Below are 21,026 nucleotides of genomic sequence, written 5' to 3'. Positions count from 1 at the left end.
GAGTCCTTGCCGCCGGAGAACAGGATCACCGGGTTCTCGAACTCGCCCGCCACCTCGCGGAAGATGTGCACCGCCTCGGACTCCAGCGCGTCCAGGTGGCTGAGGGCGTACGGACTCGCCGTGCCCTCCTCGGCCTTGGCGACGGTCGTGGTCACACCAGTCCCCTCTCGCTGAGCAGGGCGTACACCGACGCCGCGGACTCCTGCACGGTCTGGTTCTGCGACTCGATCCGCAGATCCGGCGACTCGGGCACCTCGTAGGGGTCGTCGACCCCGGTCAGCCCGGTCAGCTCGCCCGCCGCCTGCTTGGCGTACAGGCCCTTCACATCGCGTACGGAGCACACCTCGACAGGGGTCGCCACATGCACCTCCAGATACGCCGACCCGCCCTCCTGGTGGCGCTTTCGCACCGCCTCCCGGCTGTCCGCGTACGGCGCGATCACCGGGACGAGGGCCTTCACGCCATGACGGGCCAGAAGCTCGGCGAGGAAGCCGATGCGCTGCACGTTGGTGTGCCGGTCCTCGCGGCTGAAGCCGAGGCCCGCGGAGATGAACTCGCGGATCTCGTCGCCGTCGAGCACCTCGACGCGGTGGCCCTCCTCGCGCAGCCGGTCCGCGAGCTCGTAGGCGATGGTGGTCTTGCCGGCGCTGGGCAGACCGGTGAGCCAGACGGTGGCTCCGGTGGTCACGTGGTTCTCCAATGTCGGTGTCATGGGGGTCAGCCGTGCAGTCCGCACTCGGTCTTGGCCCGCCCCGCCCAGCGGCCGGCGCGGGCGTCCTCGCCTTCGAGGACCCGGCGCGTGCAGGGGGCGCAGCCGACGGAGGTGTAGCCGTCCATCAGCAGGGGGTTGGACAGTACGCCGTGCTCGGTGATGTACGCATCGACGTCTTCCTGGGTCCAGCGGGCGATTGGCGAGATCTTGACCTTCTGCCGCTTCTCGTCCCAGCCGACGACCGGGGTGTTCGCCCGGGTCGGGGACTCGTCCCGGCGCAGGCCAGTGGCCCAGGCCCGGTATCCCTTGAGCCCCTCCTCCAACGGCTGCACCTTGCGCAGCTTGCAGCACAGGTCCGGGTCGCGGTCGTGCAACTTCGGCCCGTACTCGGCGTCCTGCTCGGCCACCGTCTGCCGAGGGGTGAGCGTGATGACGTTGACGTCCATCACGGCCTCGACCGCGTCCCGGGTGCCGATCGTCTCGGGGAAGTGGTAACCCGTGTCGAGGAACACCACGTCCACGCCCTTGAGGACCCGGGACGCCAGGTGCGCGACCACCGCGTCCTCCATGGACGAGGTCACGCAGAAGCCCTTGCCGAAGGTGTCCACCGCCCACTGGAGGATCTCGAGCGCGGAGGCGTCCTCCAGGTCACGGCCCGCCTGTTCGGCGAGGGCCTTCAACTCCTGTGCCGTACGGCCTTCCTGAACCGTCGTCATATCCGGTCCCCTCCCGTTTCGTCACGCTGAACGCCCCGGGCGAGCAGCCCGAGGAACTTCAGCTGGAATGCGCGGTTGCACGCCGCGCATTCCCAGGCGCCATGGCTCTGCTCGTTCGGTCGCAGGTCCTCGTCGCCGCAGTAGGGGCAGTAGAAGGGGGCGGCCCGCTCGCTCATGAGAGGGACTCCTCACTGGCGCGCGCCGCCCAGGCGGCGAACCGCTCGCCGTCCGCGCGCTCGTCCTGGAACCGCCGCAGCACACGCTCCACGTAGTCCGGCAGCTCCTCGGAGGTCACCTTCAGACCACGGACCTTGCGGCCGAAACCGGCCTCCAGGCCGAGCGCGCCGCCCAGGTGCACCTGGAAGCCCTCGACCTGCTCGCCGTCCTTGGTCAGGACCAGCTGGCCCTTGAGACCGATGTCCGCCACCTGGATGCGTGCGCAGGCGTTCGGACAGCCGTTGATGTTGATGGTGATCGGTTCGTCGAACTCCGGGATCCGGCGCTCCAGCTCGTCGATCAGGGACGAGCCGCGCTGCTTGGTCTCGACGATGGCCAGCTTGCAGTACTCGATGCCGGTGCAGGCCATCGTGCCGCGCCGGAACGGCGACGGCTTCGCGGTCAGGTCCAGCGCCTCCAGGGCCTCGACCAGAGACTCGACCTGCTCCTCGGCGACATCGAGGACGATCATCTTCTGCTCGACCGTGGTACGGATCCGGCCGGAGCCGTGCGCCTCGGCGAGGTCGGCGATCTTCGACAGCGTGGCGCCGTCGACGCGGCCCACGCGCGGTGCGAAACCGACGTAGAACCGGCCGTCCTTCTGCCGGTGCACACCGACGTGGTCGCGCCAGCGCTCGACGGGCTGGGCCGGGGCCGGACCGTCGATGAGTTCGCGCTTGAGGTACTCGTCCTCCAGGACCTGACGGAACTTCTCCGCGCCCCAGTCGGCGACGAGGAACTTCAGGCGGGCGCGGGTGCGGAGACGGCGGTAGCCGTAGTCGCGGAAGATCGAGATGACGCCCTCGTAGACGTCGGCCACCTCGTCCAGCGGGACCCAGGCACCGAGCCGGACACCGATCTTGGGGTTGGTGGACAGGCCGCCGCCGACCCAGAGGTCGAAGCCGGGGCCGTGCTCGGGGTGGTTCACCCCGACGAACGCGATGTCGTTGATCTCGTGCGCCACGTCGAGCAGCGGCGACCCGGAGATCGCGGACTTGAACTTGCGGGGCAGGTTCGAGAACGCCTTGTTGCCGATGATCCGGCGCTGGATCTCCTCGATGGCGGGCGAGCCGTCGAGGATCTCGTCCTCGGCGATCCCGGCCACCGGAGAGCCGAGCACCACACGGGGCGTGTCGCCGCAGGCCTCGGTGGTCGACAGCCCGACGGCCTCGAGCCGGTTCCAGATCTCGGGCACGTCCTCGATCCGGATCCAGTGGTACTGGATGTTCTGCCGGTCGGTGATGTCGGCCGTGCCGCGCGCGAACTCCTGTGAGATCTCGCCGATCACCCGCAGCTGCTCGGTGGTGAGCCGGCCGCCGTCGATGCGGACCCGCAGCATGAAGTACTTGTCGTCCAGCTCCTCCGGCTCCAGGACCGCGGTCTTGCCGCCGTCGATCCCGGGCTTGCGCTGGGTGTACAGGCCCCACCAGCGCATACGCCCGCGCAGGTCGTTGGGGTCGATCGAGTCGAAGCCGCGCTTGGAGTAGATCGTCTCAATGCGTGTCCGCACATTGAGACCGTCGTCGTCCTTCTTGAACTGTTCGTTGCCGTTGAGCGGGGTGAAGTGACCCACGGCCCACTGACCCTCACCGCGGTGACGGCTCACCTTGCGGCGGGGCGCGGAGGCGGCAGGGTTCTGCGGGGTGGCGGCCATGGTGAATACGTCCTTCGGGACAGCGACGGGAAGGTGTCGGCGCGCAGCGCCGTCCATGAGGGGGGGTGGTCGGGTGACGGGCGGGAGGCTCATACCTGCGCGTACGGGCGCAGGGGGGTACTACGTGCCCGTCGTTGCGCAGGGGGAGGCTGGATCAGATGTCGGCGCTGCTGGGGCTGTGCTCAGCTCGCCGGACAGATGGCGCTGGACATGCGGCCGAGGTCGACGTGCCGCCGACTCACCAAGGCAATTCCAGTTCCAGACATGACGGAAGCGTGTCACGGCGATCTGGACACAGTCCAGCTTCGTCCGCGATGCGGACACCCTTGTCTCGATATGCGAGATTGGGGTGTCGTCGGTCACATGGTCTGCGGCTCCTCTTGTCGGTGCAGGTCAGACGCGGTATGCACCTGGCCAGGGGCCCGGCGCGGACACCTCGGCCTGCTCCTCGACCTTCGTGTCGAACAGCTGGAAGCCCCGGCGCCGGTAGTTCGCCATGGCGTGCTCGCCGTCCAGGCTGCAGGTGTGCAGCCAGACCCGCTTGGTCGGCGACAGTCCCGGCCAGCGGTCGGCGAGGTCCCAGGCGCGGGCGGCGCCGTACGACAGCAGATGCCCGCCGATCCGCCGCCCCCGGAAGGCCGGGACCAGTCCGAAGTAGACGATCTCCACGACGCCGTCGTCCTGCGGTTCCAACTCCGCATAGCCGGCGGGCGTGCCCCTGTCGTACGCCACCCAGGTCTCCACCCCGGCCCGTGACAGATGCTCCTCCCAGCGCGCGTACGACCAGCCCAGCCGGTCGATCCAGCGGATGTCCCCGCCGACGGACGCGTACAGGTAGCGGCTGAACTCGGGCGAGGGCACTTCGGAGCGGACGATCCGGACGTCGCCGTCCGGCGCGGCGGCCGGAACGAGGTCGGTCGGCGCGGTCTGCTCCAGGGACCAGGTGGTCACGGGGACGGGGCTCATGCGGTTCAGGGAATCATCGTCCCCGCGGATCTGTCGACCGCCGTCCGTTTCCGCTACTGGTCCGCGAGCTTCTGTGGCCGCTGTGCCGCCGTGCGTTCCGCGGAGGCGAGCGGTGTCGCGAACAGCACCCGCCCCGACTGCGTCCAGACCTCGCCGGTCTCCGCCCAGTAGGAGAGGGACTCGGTGCGCGGGCTCCAGCAGTCGTACGAGCCGGCGGCGCCGCACCGCGCGGCCCTCGCGTCGTCCTTCGAGGCGGTGGTCTGCCGCCACAGCACACCGTGAAGCTTCCCCGCCTCGGCAGCCCGGCTCACGTACCAGGCGTCGCCGTACGACAGCACGCCGCGCACGCCGGTGAGTTTCGTCTCGTAGGCCTGTGACACCCGCACCCGGCCGCCGGTGTCCGCGGCGAGCAGCCCCGAGTTGCCTTCGGCCCTGCTGAACGGGTACCGCCACAGCCGGGCGGTCCGGTCGCCGCCGTCGAGGGTCCACTCGCCGGCCACCAGACTGTCGGGGGAGGTGCTGCGGTCGAGGGAGACGGCGGTGGGGCGCGCGGCGTCCGCGGCGTCGTCCAGCCGGTAGGAGCCGACAGCCGACAGCACGAACCGGTAGCCGTGGGCCGACCAGCCGCCTGCCACCCGCCCGACCTCCTCGCCGGTGACGGTGGCGCGCTGGACGCGGTTCATGTCGTACACGTACAGCGCCGCGGTGTCCCCGTCGTCCGTGGTGACCAGCAGTTTGTTCTGGTACCAGACCATCCCGGAGACATGGGAGACCAGCCCGCGGTAGTCGCGCCCGCCGTCCACCGGGACGGCCAGCAGCACCCAGGTGTAGGAGAGGCGGCCCAGGTCGTCGGCGTCGACGAAGGCGACCCGGGCCAGTCCCCGGTCGGCCGCCGCGCCGCCGGAACGCGACCAGCCGGAGAGGATCACCCGATGGGAGCCCCACATGCCGTCGTCGTCCGCGTCGCCCGAGGTGGTGACGGCGCCCGGCTGCCAGCCGTCGGTGTCGCCCGCGTTCCAGCAGTACGCGCGCGTCGCAGCGGGGGAGACCGGCAGCGCTCTGCGCTCGGCGGCCGCGCAGCCGTCCGCCCCGCGCAGCCGTCCGTCGGCGGCGGCCAGCACCGCGCTCACCCCGACCGGCCTGCCCATCCCGGCGGCGAGCCGGTCCAGGTCGGACCGCGGGACCGTCTCCTCGGTCAGGCTCAACCGCTCGGCCCCGGACGCGGAGAGCGGCTTCAGGGCGCCGGGGCCTTCGTCGGTGACCGTGGCCTGGGAAGCGCTGATCATCGTGGCCGCCGCGGTGAGCGCGAGGGCCGTGCCGGCCAGGAAGGCCCGCAGCGCCCTGCCCCGCCTGCGCCGGCGATGTCGGCCGCGTTGTCTCATTCGTCCTCCCGAGGCGAGCCAACTGCGCCTGATGATCTGTACGTTGACCGAGGAGCAGGTGGGGTGGCCCGTAGAGGGATGCTACGGCAGTGAGGTGCCGTCAGGGACGAAGACCTCGCAAATATGCGGAAGATGCCACCGGGTGCCGTATTGCTGCCACACTGTGAGATCCCCTCGCTACAGTGCGCACGCCCGTCAGGGTGCCGCGCGGCCCCGGGCCACCGCGGGCGCCGTCGAGTGCGGCAACAGGTCCACCGGGTCCGCCGGGAGGAGCACCTCGACCTCCGCCTCCTCACAGAAACGATATGGCCGGTGGTCGAGGAACCCCCCGAGATACCGCCGCACCCGCGACATCTCGGCCCGCACCGTCACCGTCCGGGCCGGGTCGCCGAACATGTCCTCGGCCAGCCCCGACGCGCTGCGACCACCCCGGTGCACCGCGAGCAGGTACAGCAACTCGGCATGCCGCGGACTCAGTTCATGGGAGAAACCGCCCGGCCCGTCCGTCACCGTCACCGACCAGCGCCGCGGCCGGGCCAGATCCAGCACGATGCGGGCGGCGCCCGAAGGCCGCCCGCCCGACTCCTCACCCGAGCGCACCAGCCAGCCCTCGGCGAGCGGCTCCAGCGTGCACAACCCCAGCGTCGGCAGCCACCTGCGGCCCGCCGAGGGCGACTTGGACAGCGCGATCCGGCGGACGTACGGCATCCCCGTCACCGCGGCCGTCCAGCCGTCGCGGTCCACCACCGCGGCCCGGCCATCCAGCCGGGCCAGCACCGGCGCCGCCACCGCCCGCAGCCGCTCCAGCGAACGCATGTGCGCCTCGCGCAGTCCGGCCTCGGCGAGCTTCGCCACCGAGTCCACCCACGCCAGCGTCGCCGGATGCATCGTCTCCAGCGGACCGCTCACATCGACCACCCCGAGCAGCCGGCCGTCGCGCGGATCGGTGATCGGGGCGCCCGCGCACGTCCAGCCGGTGTGCGAGCGCGCGAAGTGCTCACCGGCGAACACCTGCACCGGCCGGCGCACCACCACCGCCGTCCCCACCCCGTTCGTGCCGACGACCTCCTCCCCCCAGTCCGCACCCACCTCCAGACCCAGCCCGTCGGCCTTGCGCAGCACGGGCGGACAGCCCTCCCGCCACAGCACCCGGCCCTCCGCGTCGGCGACGACCATGATGTGCTGGGCCACGTCCGCGACCGACAAAAGCCCCTCCCGCAGCACGGGAAGCACCTCCCGCAGCGGTGACTCCTCCCGCCGCCGCCGCACTTCGTCCCCGCTGAGCACCCCCGCTCTGAAGTCGTGCTCCGGATCCACCCCGCTGCGCAGCATCCGCTCCCAGGACTGCTCGATCACCGGACGCGGCGCGAGCCGCGCCCGCCGGCCGGCCAGCCGCGCGTCCCGCACCTCGCTCAGTACCCGCGCCGCCCGCGCGGCGTCGACGGCCGACAACCGCGGCACGTTCATCGGCGAGTGGGCCACAGGAGCCTCCCGGAAGGACACGGACGACAAGGACGGCACGACCGGATGTCAAGTTCTTCCCACCGACTGTTTCCGGTCTTGCTGAAGGCCCCCATCTTGCCGTCCACCCGGCACGGACGGACCCCCTCCGGTCGCAACCGCCGACAAGTTGCAACCCCCTGCAACCCTGGTGAACATCCACACCGTGTCCGAAACTTGAGCCACGCCGTCCCGAGCGGCGATTCTGGCCTCGCAGGGCCAATACCGCGGGGGTGGTGCCGTGTCGGCGCAGCACCACCCCCGCTCCCTGTTCCCGCAGCTCACACCCCAGGCGCGGCCCGTTCCACCACGGCCGCCAGATCCAGGCTGTGCGGCAGCGTCCCGAAGGCCGCCCCCGCGTCCCCGCCGAGCCGCGAGGCACAGAACGCGTCGGCCACCTCCGGCGGCGCGAACCGGACGAGCAGCGCGCCCTGGAGGACCACCGCGAACCGCTCCGCCAGCCGCCGCGCCCGCGCCTCCACCCCCTCCAGATCGGCCAACTCCGTCAGCAGCCCCTTGATCGCACCGTCCAGCCGGTGATCCGCCCCGCGCGCCCGCCCCACCTCCTGGAGATAGGCGTTCAGCGCCTGCGGCTCCCGCCTGAGCGCCCGCAGCACGTCAAGGGCCTGCACATTGCCCGCACCCTCCCAGACCGAGTTCAGCGGCGACTCACGCACCAGCCGCGGCATCCCCGACTCCTCGACATAGCCGTTGCCCCCCAGACACTCCGCCGCCTCCACCACCAGCGGCGCACACCGCTTGGTCACCCAGTACTTGGCGGCCGGCACCGCGATCCGCAGCAGCGCCGACTCCTGCTCGCCCCCGTCGTCGCAAGCCGCCGCCAGCCGCAGCGCCAGCGTCGTCGCCGCCTCCGACTCCAACGCCAGGTCGGCCAGCACGTTCCGCATCAGCGGCTGGTCGACGAGCTTCCCGCCGAACGCCTCCCGGTACGCGCAGTGATGCACCGCCTGCGCGACCGCCTGCCGCATCAGCCCCGCCGACCCCAGCACACAGTCCAGCCGGGTCGCCGCGACCATGTCGATGATGGTGCGCACCCCGCGCCCCTCCGCCCCGACCCGTCGCGCCCACGTCCCGTCGAACTCCACCTCGCCCGACGCGTTCGACCGGTTGCCCAGCTTGTCCTTGAGCCGCTGGAGGAAGAACCGGTTGCGGCCGCCGTCCTCCAGGACCCGCGGCACCAGAAAACACGTGAGCCCCTCAGGAGCCTGGGCAAGCACCAGGAACCCGTCCGACATCGGCGCCGAACAGAACCACTTGTGCCCGGTCAGCGCGTACGTCCCGTCCTCCGCCAGCGGCACGGCCGCCGTCGCGTTCGCCCGTACGTCGCTGCCGCCCTGCTTCTCCGTCATCCCCATCCCCAGCAGCGCCCCCGCCTTCAGCCGGGCGGGCCGCAGCTCACGGTCGTACACGGTGGACGTCAGGAGCGGCTCCCACTCGGCCGCCAGCACCGGATCGGCCCGCAGCGCCGGCACCGCCGCGTGCGTCATCGACAGCGGACAGCAGTTGCCCGCCTCGACCTGCGTCCACACCACGAACCCCGCCGCCCGCCGCACATGCCCGCCCGGCCGCCCCCAGGCCGCCGTCAGACCGGCGGAGACACCCTTGCCGAGCAGCCGGTGCCAGGCCGGATGGAATTCCACCTCGTCGATCCGGTTGCCGTACCGGTCGTGCGTGCGCAGCCGCGGGGGATGCTCGTTCGCCTGCGCCCCCCACTCCTGCAACTGCGCCGACCCCGCCGACCGCCCCAGCGCGGACAGCTCGCCGTCCACCTCCTCCAGCAGGGTGGGATCGAGATGCCGCTCCACCGCGGAGACCAGGGCACGGTCGGCGCCGTAGACGTCGTACCCGCTCAGCGGAGGCGGCTGGTTGCTCACGGTGTGCGTGCTGCCTGCCATACCGCGAACCTACCCCCCGGTACGCCCGTCATGGCCGCGGAGACCCGCGAGCCGTTCCCCGACCTGGTGACAGCACCTTCCCGGAGGTGAGTGCAGACCCGAACGGCGGATACCTTTAGGGCGTGCAGCCAGCGATTCCGTCACCCGAGCAACCCGGAGGCCCTCCAGGGCGTCTCCACCGGGCGCGTGCCCTCTACCGGAACGTCTCCAAGCGGCGGACCGCCTGGCTGCTGCTGAAGGACACCGTCAACTCCTGCGTCGAATACCGCATCCTCGGCCTCGCCGCAGAGGCCGCGTTCTTCACCCTGCTGTCCGTGCCCCCGCTGCTGCTCAGCCTCATCGGCCTGCTCGGCTACGTCGACGACTGGACCGGCACCGACTCCATCAGCAGCCTGGAGAACAACCTCCTGGAGGCCTCGCGCACGGTCCTCTCCGACAAGGGCGTCACCCAGATCGCGCAGCCCATCCTGGACGACGTGATGAAGGGCGGCCGCCCCGACGTCATCTCCATAGGCTTCCTGTTCGCCCTGTGGTCCGGCTCACGCGCGGTGAACGTCTTCATCGACACCATCACCGTCATGTACGGCCTCGACGGCGTGCGCGGCATCGTGAAGACCCGCCTGGTGGCGTTCCTGCTGTTCATCGCGGCCCTGCTGATCGGCTCGATCGCACTGCCGCTGATGGTCGCCGGGCCGGACGCGGTGGTGGGGATCCTGCCCTGGTCGACCACCGTCGTCCAGATCCTGTACTGGCCGGTCGTGATCGTCCTGTCCGTCGCCTTCCTCACCACCCTCTACCACGTGTCCGTGCCCGTGCGCTCCCCGTGGATCGAGGACGTCCCCGGCGCCCTGGTCGCCCTCGCCATGTGGGTCCTCGGCAGCTTCCTGCTGCGCATCTACCTCACCCACACCATCGAGGGCGCCACGATCTACGGCTCCCTCGCAGCCGCCGTCGCCGTCCTGCTCTGGATCGGCGTGTCCGCCTTCGCCGTCCTGGTCGGCGCCGCCGTCAACGCCGCCATCGACCGGGTCTGGCCCGCCGCCGCGACGGCCGCCGCCCGCGCCGCCAACGAGCGGCAGCGCGAGGAGGAGGTCACCCAGTACGTCGCCCGCCTGGCCGCCGCCCGCACCCACGAGGACGACGACCCCGACGACCCCGACGACCCGGACATGCCCTCCGAGTTCCCCGAACGCTGGTCCCGCTTCCTTCCGCCGGAGGACGTGACGGGCCGCTTCCGCACCCACGCCAAAACCTCCCACAAGCCGCACTCGGGCGACGGGACGAACGAGGTGAACCGGGTCAACGGGGTGGACGGGGTGAATGGTGTGAGTGGGTCGAGCGGGTCCAGTGGGTCGGGCGGGGCGAACGGGGAGGAGCAGCCGCCGGTGGAGAAGTGAGGTGGGGCGGGCCGTTCGCGGTGGCCGACGGGGCCGGGCTGTGCGCAGTGCACGGACTCCGGCCTCGCCGGGTGCATGATCCAGGGTGCGTCTCGGTCGCTCACGCCATGTGACGGGCACGTCACGCCGTCCGGCGGCCCGTATCTCCGGGGCGGCGTGACCGAACGCCGCTCCGGGTCACTCCACGTGACGGACCCCGGCGGCGTCCGCGCGGGCGGCGTAACCTGGCCCGCGTGTACGAGGAGCGGCCCTCACGCCTCGCCGGCGCGGTGGTCTGGACGAACACCCCGGAGCCGGGACCCGGCGCGCGGCCCGTGCTGCCCGACGGCTGCATGGACCTGCTGTGGAGCGACGGCAGGCTGCTCGTCGCGGGCCCCGACACCCACGCCCACTTTCCCGACGGGCCACCCGCGACCTGGGCCGGCATCCGCTTCTTCCCGGGCACCGCGCCCACCCTCCTCGGCGTCCCTGCCCACGAACTGCGCGACCGCCGCGTGGAGTTGGCCGACCTGTGGCCGGCAGCGGAGGTACGGCGCCTGACCGGCCGGATCGCCGCCGCGCCCCACCCGGCCACGGCACTGGAGAAGCTGGCGCTGGAGCGGGCCGTACCACCCGACCCCGAACTGCGCCGCCTGGTCACCTCCCTCGCCGAGGGCCGCCCGGTCTCGGCGACAGCCGACGAACTCGGCCTGGGCGCACGCCGGTTGCACCGCCGCTCCCTCACCGTGTTCGGCTACGGCCCGAAAACCCTGGCCCGCATCCTGCGCCTGCAGCGCGCCCTCGGACTGGCCCGCGCCGGAACGCCCTACGCCGACACCGCGACCCGCGCCGGATACGCCGACCAGGCCCACTTCGCCCGCGACGTACGGGAGTTCACCGGCACCACACTGAGTGAGCTACTGCGGCGGTAGCGCGGCGAACAGGTCGACTCCGTTGCCGTCCGGGTCGTGGACGACGGCGTACCGCTGGCCCCAGAAGGCGTCCCACGGCTTGAGCTCGCCGTGCCGGCCGGCGCCCACCAGCTCCTCGTACAGCGCGTCGACCTCGGCGGGTTCGTCACAGCGCAGCGCGAGCGAGGACCGAGGCCCGCCGGACGGCGGCCGCCAGCCGGGATGGAAGGACCGGACGGTGTCCTCGGTGTCCAGCAACAGCCGCAGCCCGCCCGGCAGCAGGGCCTCGGCGTGCGGCTCCCGCTCGGCTCCCTCCGGGAACACGAAGCCGAGCCGGCGGTAGAAGGCGACGGAGGCGGCCATGTCGGACACGACCAGCCCGATGGCATCGAAACGTACAGTCATGCCGCCACCGTAGACAGCGCCATGGCGGCCGGTCTTGAAGGAAACGGACACCGGGCGGCCTCCCGGACGGCGCCCCTCAGCTGAAGGCGACCGGCCCGTTCGGCGTGTCCACCGTGAAGGAGAAGGCCGCCGGGCCCTCGTCGAGGACGAGGCCGGTACCGAGCAGGGCCAGCAGGGGACGCAGCTCGTCGGGATCGGGCACCGTGGCCCTCAGCTCCAGCAACGGGGTCACCGGCAGACCGGAGGCGGAAGGGTGGGGCGCACCGCCCCAGTCGATGAGGAACGGCACCAGACCGGAAGGATGCGGACGGCCGCCGTCGGTCAGCCGCCACCGCAGGAGGGTTCCGTCGGGACGCCGCCGGCTCATGTCCCGCACGTCACCCGGGTCGTAGCCCCCGGCGCGGGCCGCCGCGACCGTGCCGTCCAGGTCGGGCGGGCTGATCGCCCAGGTGAGGGTGCGCGCAGCGGCCAGGCCGTCCACGCCGAAGGGGCGCGGGCCGTCCGGGGCGGGCTGGTCCGGGTCGGGGCCGAGGATCTCCAGATACGCGCAACCACCCAGCCCCACCAGATGATTGCGGGTGCCGTGCCCGAGGTGCACCCCGCCCGGGGCGGGCGACACTCCCGTGCGCCGGGCGAACTCGGCGACCGTCGCCGCCAGATCGGGAGTCGCCAGAACGATGTGGTCGAGGTGTGCGGGAATCGTGTCCATCCCCGCCGAGCGTACGCGCCCCGCCCCGGAATCCGGGGTGCGCGCCACGCCCCGGAAAACGCCGCGCCTGTGGAACACCTGTGCGGCAGGATGGGTGCATGATCCGTGCCGCGCGCACCCTGCCGACGTTGCTGCTGCTGCCCGTACTTCTCACCGCGTGCGGCGACGAGCGGCCCGGAGCGGCCGCGGACCCCACCGAACTCGCCTCCCGCTCCCAGGCGTTGGGCATCGCTCCGGAACTCGTCTACACCACCGACGTCCCGGGCTACACCCTCGCCCAGCAGTCCGTCGGCGTGTACGGCGACGACGGCTTCTCCGCCTCCTACTTCTCCCGCGAACGCGGCACCTTCTTCCAACTCGCCGTGGACCGCGGCACGATGACGTCCGGGAGCTGCCCCGACCAGCCGGTCGCCGGCACCGACGGTGCGTCCACCACCTGCGTCCGCGACGGCGACACCTGGTACCGCACCACCGACGGCATGAGCGAGTACGCCGTACCGGGGAAGGACCTGGTCATCCGGGTCAGCGGTGACGGAGTACCGCGCGACGACCTGCGCAGGGCCGCCCAGAACGCCCACCGCCCCACCGCCGGGGAACTCGACGGCCTCCTCCCCTCCGCCCCCGCGCGCGGCGGCCAACCGGTCGAACGCGGCGACCTGCCGCCGGAGGGAGACGGCGCGCCGAACAACGACGTGGGCGTGGGCGGGTGAGGCAAACGGAATCACCGGCGGGCCGGTGCCGAAATTTTCGGGCCGATGATCTCCCTGGGAAGCGGTCCGTCCCGGTCGTAGCCTCGGCCGTATGACCGCCCGCCTGCTCGTCTACACCCGCACCACCGCCTACCGCCACGACTCCATCCCGGCCGCCGTCACCGCCGTACACGCCCTGGACGGGTTCACCACCGACCACACCGAGGACCCGGCGGCCCTGGAGGCTCCACTGAACGGGTACGCGGCCGTGGTCTTCCTCTCCACCAGCGGCGAGGTGCTCACCCCCGCCGGGCGTGCACGCCTCGCCGGGTACATCCGCTCCGGCGGCGGCTTCGTCGGCGTGCACGCGGCGGCCTGCACCGAGTACGACTGGCCGTACTACGGAGACCTCCTCGGCGCCCGTTTCGACCGCCACCCCGCCTACCAGCCAGGCAAGGCCGTGGTCGAGGACCACGACCATCCCGCCACCTGCCCGCCGTGTGGGACTTCACCGACGAGTGGTACGACTTCCGCACCAACCCGCGCGGAGGGGGCGGACGGCTCAGGGTCCTCGCCGTCGCCGACGAGTCGTCGTACGAGGGCGGCGGGATGGGCGCCGACCACCCCCTGGTGTGGTGCCGGGAGGAGGGCGCGGGCCGCGTCTTCTACACCGCTCTCGGCCATGCGTCCGAGGCCTACCGGGATCCGGACTTCCTGGCCCATCTGCGCGGCGGGATCGCCTGGGCGGCAAGGGCGGACGCCTGACGTCCGCGTCCCCCCTCTCGCCACCCCTCCCGCCCCTCGGCATCAGCTCCCGGGGGGAGCCGTGCTCGCCCGTTCCACCAGCCGCGTCGACAGTTCCGTCCGCGTCCCCTCCGGGCGCTCGCCGTCCATCATGCGTACCAGCAGCCGCAGCGCCGTCGCCGCCATCTCCGCCAGCGGCTGACGCACGGTGGTCAGGGCGGGGGTGGTCCACCGGGACTCCGGCAGATCGTCGAAACCGACGACGCTGATGTCGTACGGAATCCTCAACCCCCGTTCCATGACCGCCTGGTAGACGCCGAGGGCCATTCGGTCGGAGCAGACGAACACGGCCGTCGGCGGCTCCGGCAGATCAAGGAGCTCGCCCATGCGGCGGCGGGCCACGGACTCGTCGAAGCCACCGCCCCGCACATACTCGGCGCGGGGCGTCAGACCCGCCGACGCCAGTGCCGAGCGATAGCCGGCCACCCGCGCGCTGCTGCACATCTTGCGCCGCGAGCCCGCGATCACGGCCACCCGTTCATGGCCGAGCGCCAGCAGATGTTCGGTCGCGGTCACCCCGCCCTGCCAGTTCGCCGCGCCCACCGACACCACCCCCGGCGGCGGCTCCACCACCGGGTCGATCATCACGAACGGAGTGCGGTGATGCTCCAGCCACGCGTACTGGGACTCCGTCAACTCGGCCAGATTGAACAGCACTCCGGCCGAGCCGCGCACGGTCAGCTTGTCCAGCCAGCCGCGCTGCGGACGGCCGGCCCGGGTGCGGGACAGACCGGCCGACACCACCACGTCCAGGCCCGCGTCGTGCGCCGCCTCCTCCACACCGTGCAGGACCGCCCCCGACCAGGAGCTCTCCAGCGAGTGCACGACGAGGTCGACCAGCCGGGGCGGCTTCGTCGCGTCGAAGCGCGGTCTGCGGACGTAACCCAGCCGGTCCAGCGCCTCCGTGACCCGGCGTCTGGTCTCGGGGGCCACGTCCTCCCGCCCGTTGACCACCTTGGACGCGGTCGGTACGGACACCCCCGCCTCACGCGCCACGACCGCCAGCGTCGGACCGGCGGCCGCGCCGGTGCTCACACCGGTGCCCACACCGGCACTTGCGCTTGCATTCGCATTGGCACTCGCACTCACATCGGCACTTGCACTCACATCGCCACTCGCACTCGCCGTGCGCACCATGGGGAACCACCTCTCCGACCCGCCCGAGGGCCAGCGAAAGCCCGACCAGCGCCCTTTCGGAGCCGATCCAGGACAGGCGGCTCGCAGAAAGCGCTTGCTATCCTAGGTGTGCCTCGACGCGGCGTGAAGACACCGGGCAAGGCGGGATCTTGGGAGAAGACCTGAGGAGCCGAACTTTCGAAAACGCGCAGGATCAGACCGGGCGGCACGTCAGCCGGAAGTCGCGGAAGTCCGCCGTGAACGACGCGTCGACCAGATCCCGTGTGTGAATGCCGGCCAGCGTGCCCGTGAAGCGCAGCCGCCCGCCGTGGTCGTCCGACAACCGGCCACAGTCCAGCGGGGGACCCACCGGCGTACGCACCCCCTCCCGGACGTACCAGAACCGCGCCTCCGCCCCCTCGACCGTCACCCCCAGAGCGACCGGTCCGCTCGCGTCCACGTCCACGACCGCCGCCTCCCGCACACCCGTCTCGTCCCGCTCCACCAGACTCAGCACGGTTCGGCCCCCGCCCCGCCACTGCTGACCGCGCTGCGGCTCACCCGCGGGCTCCGCCCAGGTCAGATCGAGCGAGAGGTACGCCTCCGCGTCGTACCGCAGGATCAGCCCGGCAGCCTGTGTGAAGGTGAACGGCCGCGCCTCGACCGTGACTTCGACGGTCGCCCGGTGCTCGGTGAGCCGCTGGGCGAGCAGACTCTGCGCCCAACGGGACTCCGGCCCGTGGCGGCCGCGCAGCCGGATCCAGCCCGGACGCGAAGTCACGTCCGCCCAGGACGGATCCGGCGGTTCGCGCAACGTGCTCCAGGGCCTCCCGTGCGGGTCGCCGGAGGGCGCGGGCACCTGGACCAATGTCCTCGGCACCCGGACCTCCGTGGCAGGGTGCCAACCGCCCTGCCGCAGCCGGGGTCTGCCCTCGGCGTCCCACACCACGGCCTGGATCGCGGTCTCCCGGCCGAGGGTGCAGCGGGGGCCGTCCGGCGTGCGGACCGGGCGGGCCGTGAGATGGCTCAAATACCACTCGCCGCCCGGCGTCTCGACCAACTCCCCGTGCCCCGCCTTCTGCAACGGCAGCGCCGGATCGTCGCGGGAAGTCAGCAGCGGGCGGTCGTCGAGCTCGTACGGGCCGGTGAGACGGCGGCTGCGAGCGGTCCGCACACCGTGCTCGAATCCCGTCCCGCCCTCGGCCAGAAGCAGGTGGTACCAGCCCTCCCGCCTGAGCAACTTCGGCCCCTCCAACAGCCGTTCATGCTGCAGGAGGAGGTGGGTGCCGCCGAGCGGGGCGAGGGTGTCGCGGTCCAGTTCGGTCAGGACGATGCCGGCGAAACGCTGCCCGCCGGGGCGATGGTCGTTCTGGAGGTTGAGCAGCCAGAGCCGCCCGTCCTCGTGGAAGAGGGCCGGGTCGAAACCGTGGCCGGGGACGCGGCGCGGGGCCGTCCAGGGGCCGGAGACGCCGGTGGCCGTGGCGATGTACGTTTCCTGGTCGAAGTACGGCGTGCCGACGGACCGCACGATCGAGTAGACCACCCAGAAACGCTCGCCGTCCCAGCTCAGCGAGGGCGCCCAGATGCCGCCCGAATCCGGCACGCCGGCCAGCGTGCCACCGGGCGCGGCCCCTTCGACGTGGCCCGCGTACTCCCAGACCGCCAGATCACGGGAACGGTGGACCGGAATCGTGGGGAACCACTCGAAGGAACTGGTCGCCACGTAGTACCAGTCGCCGACCCGGATGAGGGAGGGGTCGGGGGCGAAACCGCGGATGACGGGGTTGCGGGCGACCGTCGACCGTATACGGGCGACTGCGGTCTGCTGACTGTCCACCGTGGTCGGCTGACTGTCTGCGGTGGTCTGCCGACTGTCCATGGTGGCCTGCCGACTGTCTGCGGTGGTGTGCCGACTGTCTGCGGTGAGCGGCGTGCTGCCTGCACCATTCCACCCGCCTTCGCCGTCCGCGGCATTCACTTGAGCGCGCCGAGGGTGACGCCGGTACGCCAGTAGCGGCGCATGGCGATCATCATGATCGCCATGGGGACGATGGAGAGGAGGGCACCGGTCAGGACGAGGCTGGTGAGGTCGATGCCGGATTCGAGGCGTTTTCCGGACCAGTTGTAGAGGCCGAGGTTGAGGGTCCAGTTCTCCTCGCCGCGCAGGACGGTGAGGGGGAGGAAGAACGCGTTCCAGGTGTTGACGAAGGCGAGCAGGAACACGGTCGCCGCGCCGGTGGTCAGCATCCGCAGCACGATGCTGAAGAAGATGCGCAGTTCGCCGGCACCGTCGATGCGGGCCGCTTCGAGGAGTTCGTAGGGGATCGTGGCCTCGGTGTAGACCTTGGCGAGGTAGACGCTGAAGGGGTTGACGAGGCAGGGGATCAGCATCGCCCAGGGCGTGTCGACCAGGCCGATCTCCGAGAACAGCAGGTAGAGGGGGAGGGTGAGGAGTGCGAGGGGGATGAGGAAGGAGCCCACCACGCAGGCGAACACGACCGAGCGGCCCGGGAATTCGAAGCGGGCGAGGCCGTAGCCGGTCGCGAGAGCGAGCAGCGTGCCGCCGGCCGAGCCGGCCCCCGCGTACAGCAGGGAGTTGGCGGTCCAGCGCAGAAAGATGCCGTGGTCGTAGGTGAACAACTGGTGCAGGTTGTCCCACAGGTGCATGTCGGAGAACCACAGGCCGTTGGTGTTGTAGAGCCCGGCGCGGTCCTTGGTGGCGGCGACGGTCAGCCACCACACCGGGAACAGGCTGTAGACACTCGCGAGAACCAGTCCCAGCAGGAGGAAGCGCTGACCGCCGCGGGTGCGGGCGGCGGCGTCGGGAACCGTGCGGCGGCGCACCGCGGAGGGTGCGGCGGTGCGGTGCTGGGTGAGTGTCATGCGTCGGCCTCCTTCGAGGTGAGCCGGTAGAAGAGGAAGGAGGCGAGGCCCAGGATCAGCGCGAGCAGCACCGAAAGGGCTGCGGCGTAGTGGTAGTTGCCGGCGTTGAAGGCCTGGTTGTAGATGACCATGATGGGGGTGAAGCCGTCGTCGACGGTCTGCGGTGTGATGTTGCGGAAGAGGGCGGGCTCGTTGAAGATCTGCAGCATCTGGATGATGGAGAGCAGCCCGGTCAGTACCAGTGCCCCGCGGACGTGGGGGACCTTGATGCTGCGGGCGATGCGGAACTCCGAGGCTCCGTCGAGGCGTGCGGCCTCGAAGAGTTCCCGGGGCACGGCCTGCAGTGCCGCGTAGATGATCACCATGTTGTAGCCGATGCCGTGCCAGGTCAGCAGGTTGCCGATCGACGGCCACACCATGGCGGGTGCGAAGAAGTCCCAGTCGAAGCCCAGCCAGTGGCCCAGCGGGGTGAGCGGGCCCACCTGCGGGCTGTAGAGGTTGATCCACACGATCGCCGCGACGACACCCGGGATCATGTAGGGCACCAGCAGCAGGACGCGGAACCTGCCCGCCGCGCGAGCGGTGAGCGCGTCCAGCAGCAGCGCCAGCACCAGGCTTGTCGCCAGCATGAGCGGGATCTGCACGCACGCGAAGAGCACGACCCGGCCGATGGAGCCGAGGAACGCGGCATCGGTGAGACCAAGCCGGTAGTTGGCCAGGCCGGCGAACTCCTGCGTCGACCCGCCCAGCCCCAGCCCGGACTGCCGCTCACGGAAGAGTGACTGGTAGACGGCGTAGCCGATGGGCAGCACATAGAGAAACGCGAAGCCGACCTGGAAGGGCACCGTGAAGGCGGCGCCCTTCCACCGCTGGGAGCGGATCATGACGGTCCGCCTCAGCCCGTGACGTTGATGCCGCGGGACTTCAGGTCGTCGACCGTCCACTTCTGCATGTGCGCCAGCAGGTCGGTGACCGTCTCCTGCTTGTCGACCACCTTCGCCCAGCCCGCCTGGAGCTCCGTGAACATGGCGGTCCAGTTGGGACCGAAGGTCCAGTCGGTGGTGATGGTGCCCAGACTGTCGGTCACGACCTGCTTGGCGGGCCCGTAGTTCTCGCCCAGCAGCTTCTGCGAGATCGCCTCGTCGACGTAGGCGCTGCTGTCGGCCAGCGCCGGCATCACCCCGTTACCGGTCTCCGGACTCGCCATCGTCCTGACCGCCCCGGTGTCGGTCGACATCCACAGCGCGGCCTCGGCGGCCTGCTGCTGGTGCGCGCACTGCTTGGTCACCAGGGTGACGCTGCCGGTCAGGTTGGTGCCCGCCGGGGTCTTGGCGGACTCGCCGGCGTACGTCGGCCAGGGCGACAGCGCCCACTTGCCGTCGGACTTGGTGAAGTTCTGCACCATGCCGGCCATCTGCCAGGTGGAGATCTGCCGGGTCACGGTGCCGCCGTCGTCGTAGTTGCGCTGGACGGCGGCGTAGTCGGCGAAGGACAGCTTGGAGTCGAGGTCGTTGTCGATGATCTCCTGGATCACCTTCGCGGCCTTGAGGGTCCCCGCATCCTGGAAGTCCACCTTCCAGGAGTCGCCGTCGATGGAGTACCAGTGCGCGCCGGCCTGCATGGCGAGCACCTCCAGCGTGCTGGGGTCCTCTCCGGCATAGTTGGTGATCTTGATGCCGTGCTTCTTGAGCACCTTGCCCGCGGCGATGAAGTCGTCCCAGGTGGCAGGGGGTTTGATGCCGTACTTGGCGAAGACGTCCGTACGGTAGATCGTGAAGTTGGGCGAGGAGCTGGTGGGGACGCCGTACAGCTTGCCCTGCACCTGCGCACCCGCCCAGGAACCGGCGTTGAACCTGCTCTTGCTGGACTCCACGTACTTCGTGATGTCGGCGAGCGCGCCCTGCGAGACCCAACTCGTGACGTACTCGGCGGTGTTCTGCACCAGGCACGGAGCGTTCTTCGCCTTGACCGCGTTGGTGAGCTGCTTCTGCATCGTCAACTGGTCGGTGACCTTGGTGTACTTGAGCTGGACGTCCTTGTGGGAGGCGTTGAAGGCCTTGACGACCGCCTCCTGGCCGTTCGCCCAGCCCCAGAAAGGCAGGGTGACCGGGCCGGACGCCGAGGAGTCCCCGTCGCCATCCGAACCGCCGCAGGCGGAGAGCAGACCTGTCAGCGCGAGACCGGCGACGGCGGCGAGGGCGAACCTTCTCCGGGGGCTGGTGGAGTTCATCTGACCGTGATCCTTCGGAAAGTAGGCGTCTCGGAAGAAGCGAGAACGGCGGCTCGGTACTGGCCGGGAACGATGGTCGGCGGGCGGCCGCAGCGGCTCGGCTGCGGCATCGGCTCGCGCTCGTGGGATCAGCCGGAGCGAAGGTGTAGAAACCGGTTGCTGAGGACCGTAGGCCGACCGGACGGGCCTAATCAAGGGGTGTGCGGGAAAAAGTTCCCGCGGGGTCGGGTGGTCGAACGGTCGACGCAGGTCAGAGTTGGAGAAACCGTTTACGAGAGGGTCGCCGACCCGTCCGACGTCCTGCGCAAGGGGTACCCGGCTCGCGCCGGGCATGCGACGGTCTCAGGCCGCCCGTGTCGGCTCCGGTCCCACCGATGCCGCTGGTGGGACTGCCGGGGTCGATGCCTTGGCGGCCTGTGGTTCTGGCTCGGGAATGACCAGCGTCTCGCAGTTCATCGGCAGGCGGCCCACCCGCGGGTACAGGAAGGTCTTGCGGTCGGCGCGCAGGACCGCCACCTCGTGCTCGGCCCGGAGCCGGCGGAAGCCGGCGCCGGCCGCCTGCAACCGGTCGACGATTCCAGCTCTGCGCCGCGTCGCCGAGGCGAAGGGGTGCGCCGCCGCCAAGCCGGCCATCGCCTGCGGCCGGCCGAGGCGCTGCCCGCGATGGAGCTCGACCCCACCGCGGACGACCTCGCCGAGATGGAGAAGGCGGTGCCGCCGGACGCGGCGCGCGGCGACCGGTACCCGGCGCCGTCATGTCCGGTCTCGGCGTCGAGAACTGAGTCCGGCTCTCCGGTGTGCGGTGGTCTCAGGCCACCCGCGCTCTCCGGTGTGCGGTGGT

20 protein-coding genes and 3 pseudogenes are annotated in these 21,026 nt (G+C 71.1%); 5 read left to right on the top strand and 18 right to left on the bottom strand.

Annotated features, from left to right (window positions below; all coding sequences use genetic code 11):
- The 10 genes and pseudogenes from ABT057_RS44990 to ABT057_RS44945 all read right to left on the bottom strand — a co-directional run.
- Positions 1 to 155: pseudogene (locus ABT057_RS44990) on the bottom strand (sulfate adenylyltransferase subunit CysD); the annotation flags it as partial.
- The gene (gene cysC, locus ABT057_RS44985; RefSeq protein WP_352350408.1) at positions 152 to 688 is read right to left on the bottom strand and encodes an adenylyl-sulfate kinase; all 537 of its coding nucleotides are present in this window, start codon (positions 686 to 688) and stop codon (positions 152 to 154) included. The pseudogene ABT057_RS44990 and the gene cysC, both read right to left, overlap by 4 nt.
- Positions 689 to 717: 29 nt before the next feature.
- Positions 718 to 1,428, bottom strand: a complete 711-nt coding sequence (locus ABT057_RS44980) for a phosphoadenylyl-sulfate reductase (RefSeq protein ID WP_352350406.1) — start codon at positions 1,426 to 1,428, stop codon at positions 718 to 720.
- Entirely contained in the window at positions 1,425 to 1,604 is a 180-nt protein-coding gene (locus ABT057_RS44975; protein ID WP_352350404.1) for a hypothetical protein, read from the bottom strand. The genes ABT057_RS44980 and ABT057_RS44975 overlap by 4 nt, the downstream gene beginning before the upstream one ends.
- Complete coding sequence (locus ABT057_RS44970; RefSeq protein ID WP_352350402.1) at positions 1,601 to 3,298, bottom strand: nitrite/sulfite reductase; 1,698 nt, start codon at positions 3,296 to 3,298, stop codon at positions 1,601 to 1,603. The genes ABT057_RS44975 and ABT057_RS44970 overlap by 4 nt, the downstream gene beginning before the upstream one ends.
- Positions 3,299 to 3,480: 182 nt before the next feature.
- Entirely contained in the window at positions 3,481 to 3,564 is an 84-nt protein-coding gene (locus ABT057_RS44965) for a putative leader peptide (RefSeq protein ID WP_309486338.1), read from the bottom strand.
- 127 nt (positions 3,565 to 3,691) lie between these two features.
- Entirely contained in the window at positions 3,692 to 4,264 is a 573-nt protein-coding gene (locus ABT057_RS44960) for a GNAT family N-acetyltransferase (RefSeq protein WP_352350400.1), read from the bottom strand.
- 53 nt (positions 4,265 to 4,317) lie between these two features.
- Complete coding sequence (locus ABT057_RS44955) at positions 4,318 to 5,646, bottom strand: hypothetical protein (RefSeq protein WP_352350398.1); 1,329 nt, start codon at positions 5,644 to 5,646, stop codon at positions 4,318 to 4,320.
- A 195-nt stretch (positions 5,647 to 5,841) separates the two neighbouring features.
- Positions 5,842 to 7,128, bottom strand: coding sequence for a GAF domain-containing protein (locus ABT057_RS44950; protein WP_352350396.1), 1,287 nt, complete (start codon positions 7,126 to 7,128; stop codon positions 5,842 to 5,844).
- Between the two features lie 299 nt (positions 7,129 to 7,427).
- Positions 7,428 to 9,062 (bottom strand): acyl-CoA dehydrogenase family protein, encoded by a 1,635-nt coding sequence (locus ABT057_RS44945; protein WP_352350394.1) that lies wholly within the window; start codon positions 9,060 to 9,062, stop codon positions 7,428 to 7,430.
- 122 nt (positions 9,063 to 9,184) lie between these two features.
- Between ABT057_RS44945 and ABT057_RS44940 the strand changes: the two genes are divergently transcribed.
- Both ABT057_RS44940 and ABT057_RS44935 read left to right on the top strand, forming a co-directional pair.
- Entirely contained in the window at positions 9,185 to 10,459 is a 1,275-nt protein-coding gene (locus ABT057_RS44940) for a YihY/virulence factor BrkB family protein (protein ID WP_352350392.1), read from the top strand.
- Positions 10,460 to 10,692: 233 nt separating this feature from the next.
- Positions 10,693 to 11,370 carry an AraC family transcriptional regulator gene (locus ABT057_RS44935; RefSeq protein WP_352350390.1) on the top strand — a complete coding sequence of 226 codons (678 nt, stop codon included), beginning with the start codon at positions 10,693 to 10,695 and terminating at the stop codon, positions 11,368 to 11,370.
- Here ABT057_RS44935 and ABT057_RS44930 read toward each other — a convergent pair.
- Both ABT057_RS44930 and ABT057_RS44925 read right to left on the bottom strand, forming a co-directional pair.
- The gene (locus ABT057_RS44930) at positions 11,356 to 11,754 is read right to left on the bottom strand and encodes a VOC family protein (protein WP_352350388.1); all 399 of its coding nucleotides are present in this window, start codon (positions 11,752 to 11,754) and stop codon (positions 11,356 to 11,358) included. The two genes, ABT057_RS44935 and ABT057_RS44930, sit on opposite strands and share 15 nt — an antisense overlap.
- A 76-nt stretch (positions 11,755 to 11,830) precedes the next feature.
- Positions 11,831 to 12,463: a VOC family protein gene (locus ABT057_RS44925; RefSeq protein ID WP_352350386.1), complete on the bottom strand. Its 633-nt coding sequence runs from the start codon at positions 12,461 to 12,463 to the stop codon at positions 11,831 to 11,833.
- A 98-nt stretch (positions 12,464 to 12,561) separates the two neighbouring features.
- On the opposite strand from ABT057_RS44925, the gene ABT057_RS44920 reads away from it, so the two are divergent.
- Together ABT057_RS44920 and ABT057_RS44915 are read left to right on the top strand one after the other, a co-directional pair.
- Complete coding sequence (locus ABT057_RS44920; RefSeq protein ID WP_352350384.1) at positions 12,562 to 13,173, top strand: hypothetical protein; 612 nt, start codon at positions 12,562 to 12,564, stop codon at positions 13,171 to 13,173.
- Between the two features lie 91 nt (positions 13,174 to 13,264).
- Positions 13,265 to 13,917, top strand: a pseudogene (locus ABT057_RS44915) (ThuA domain-containing protein).
- 42 nt (positions 13,918 to 13,959) lie between these two features.
- Here ABT057_RS44915 and ABT057_RS44910 read toward each other — a convergent pair.
- The 6 genes from ABT057_RS44910 to ABT057_RS49335 all read right to left on the bottom strand — a co-directional run bounded on the left by ABT057_RS44910 (position 13,960) and on the right by ABT057_RS49335 (position 20,818).
- On the bottom strand, positions 13,960 to 15,003 hold the full coding sequence (locus ABT057_RS44910) for a LacI family DNA-binding transcriptional regulator (RefSeq protein ID WP_352350382.1): 1,044 nt from the start codon (positions 15,001 to 15,003) through the stop codon (positions 13,960 to 13,962).
- 283 nt (positions 15,004 to 15,286) lie between these two features.
- On the bottom strand, positions 15,287 to 16,951 hold the full coding sequence (locus tag ABT057_RS44905) for a glycoside hydrolase family 43 protein (protein ID WP_352350380.1): 1,665 nt from the start codon (positions 16,949 to 16,951) through the stop codon (positions 15,287 to 15,289).
- Positions 16,952 to 17,046: 95 nt separating this feature from the next.
- On the bottom strand, positions 17,047 to 17,955 hold the full coding sequence (locus ABT057_RS44900) for a carbohydrate ABC transporter permease (protein WP_352350378.1): 909 nt from the start codon (positions 17,953 to 17,955) through the stop codon (positions 17,047 to 17,049).
- A complete protein-coding gene (locus ABT057_RS44895; protein WP_352350376.1) occupies positions 17,952 to 18,839 on the bottom strand; it encodes a carbohydrate ABC transporter permease in 888 nt (295 codons plus the stop codon). The genes ABT057_RS44900 and ABT057_RS44895 overlap by 4 nt, the downstream gene beginning before the upstream one ends.
- Before the next feature lie 11 nt (positions 18,840 to 18,850).
- On the bottom strand, positions 18,851 to 20,185 hold the full coding sequence (locus ABT057_RS44890; protein WP_352350374.1) for an ABC transporter substrate-binding protein: 1,335 nt from the start codon (positions 20,183 to 20,185) through the stop codon (positions 18,851 to 18,853).
- A 342-nt stretch (positions 20,186 to 20,527) separates the two neighbouring features.
- Complete coding sequence (locus ABT057_RS49335; RefSeq protein WP_502974072.1) at positions 20,528 to 20,818, bottom strand: MmyB family transcriptional regulator; 291 nt, start codon at positions 20,816 to 20,818, stop codon at positions 20,528 to 20,530.
- On the opposite strand from ABT057_RS49335, the pseudogene ABT057_RS44880 reads away from it, so the two are divergent.
- Positions 20,748 to 20,967 (top strand): annotated as a pseudogene (locus ABT057_RS44880) (aldo/keto reductase); the annotation flags it as partial. The gene ABT057_RS49335 and the pseudogene ABT057_RS44880 overlap by 71 nt on opposite strands.
- Between the last annotated feature and the right edge of the window lie 59 nt (positions 20,968 to 21,026).

This window comes from Streptomyces sp. NPDC002588, assembly GCF_040295925.1.
Taxonomy (GTDB): Bacteria; Actinomycetota; Actinomycetes; order Streptomycetales; family Streptomycetaceae; genus Streptomyces.
This window is presented reverse-complemented; position numbering and strand designations above follow the sequence as displayed.

Excerpts from the sequence above, each read along its gene's own strand:
- ABT057_RS44980 (WP_352350406.1), bottom strand. The coding sequence starts at position 1,428 with ATGACGACGGTTCAGGAAGGCCGTACGGCACAGGAGTTGAAGGCCCTC.
- ABT057_RS44975 (WP_352350404.1), bottom strand. The coding sequence starts at position 1,604 with ATGAGCGAGCGGGCCGCCCCCTTCTACTGCCCCTACTGCGGCGACGAG.
- ABT057_RS44970 (WP_352350402.1), bottom strand. The coding sequence starts at position 3,298 with ATGGCCGCCACCCCGCAGAACCCTGCCGCCTCCGCGCCCCGCCGCAAG.
- ABT057_RS44965 (WP_309486338.1), bottom strand. The coding sequence starts at position 3,564 with ATGTCTGGAACTGGAATTGCCTTGGTGAGTCGGCGGCACGTCGACCTC.
- ABT057_RS44960 (WP_352350400.1), bottom strand. The coding sequence starts at position 4,264 with ATGAGCCCCGTCCCCGTGACCACCTGGTCCCTGGAGCAGACCGCGCCG.
- ABT057_RS44955 (WP_352350398.1), bottom strand. The coding sequence starts at position 5,646 with ATGAGACAACGCGGCCGACATCGCCGGCGCAGGCGGGGCAGGGCGCTG.
- ABT057_RS44945 (WP_352350394.1), bottom strand. The coding sequence starts at position 9,062 with ATGGCAGGCAGCACGCACACCGTGAGCAACCAGCCGCCTCCGCTGAGC.
- ABT057_RS44930 (WP_352350388.1), bottom strand. The coding sequence starts at position 11,754 with ATGACTGTACGTTTCGATGCCATCGGGCTGGTCGTGTCCGACATGGCC.
- ABT057_RS44925 (WP_352350386.1), bottom strand. The coding sequence starts at position 12,463 with ATGGACACGATTCCCGCACACCTCGACCACATCGTTCTGGCGACTCCC.
- ABT057_RS44920 (WP_352350384.1), top strand. The coding sequence starts at position 12,562 with ATGATCCGTGCCGCGCGCACCCTGCCGACGTTGCTGCTGCTGCCCGTA.
- ABT057_RS44905 (WP_352350380.1), bottom strand. The coding sequence starts at position 16,951 with ATGGACAGTCGGCAGACCACCGCAGACAGTCAGCCGACCACGGTGGAC.
- ABT057_RS44900 (WP_352350378.1), bottom strand. The coding sequence starts at position 17,955 with ATGACACTCACCCAGCACCGCACCGCCGCACCCTCCGCGGTGCGCCGC.
- ABT057_RS44895 (WP_352350376.1), bottom strand. The coding sequence starts at position 18,839 with ATGATCCGCTCCCAGCGGTGGAAGGGCGCCGCCTTCACGGTGCCCTTC.
- ABT057_RS44890 (WP_352350374.1), bottom strand. The coding sequence starts at position 20,185 with ATGAACTCCACCAGCCCCCGGAGAAGGTTCGCCCTCGCCGCCGTCGCC.
- ABT057_RS49335 (WP_502974072.1), bottom strand. The coding sequence starts at position 20,818 with ATGGCCGGCTTGGCGGCGGCGCACCCCTTCGCCTCGGCGACGCGGCGC.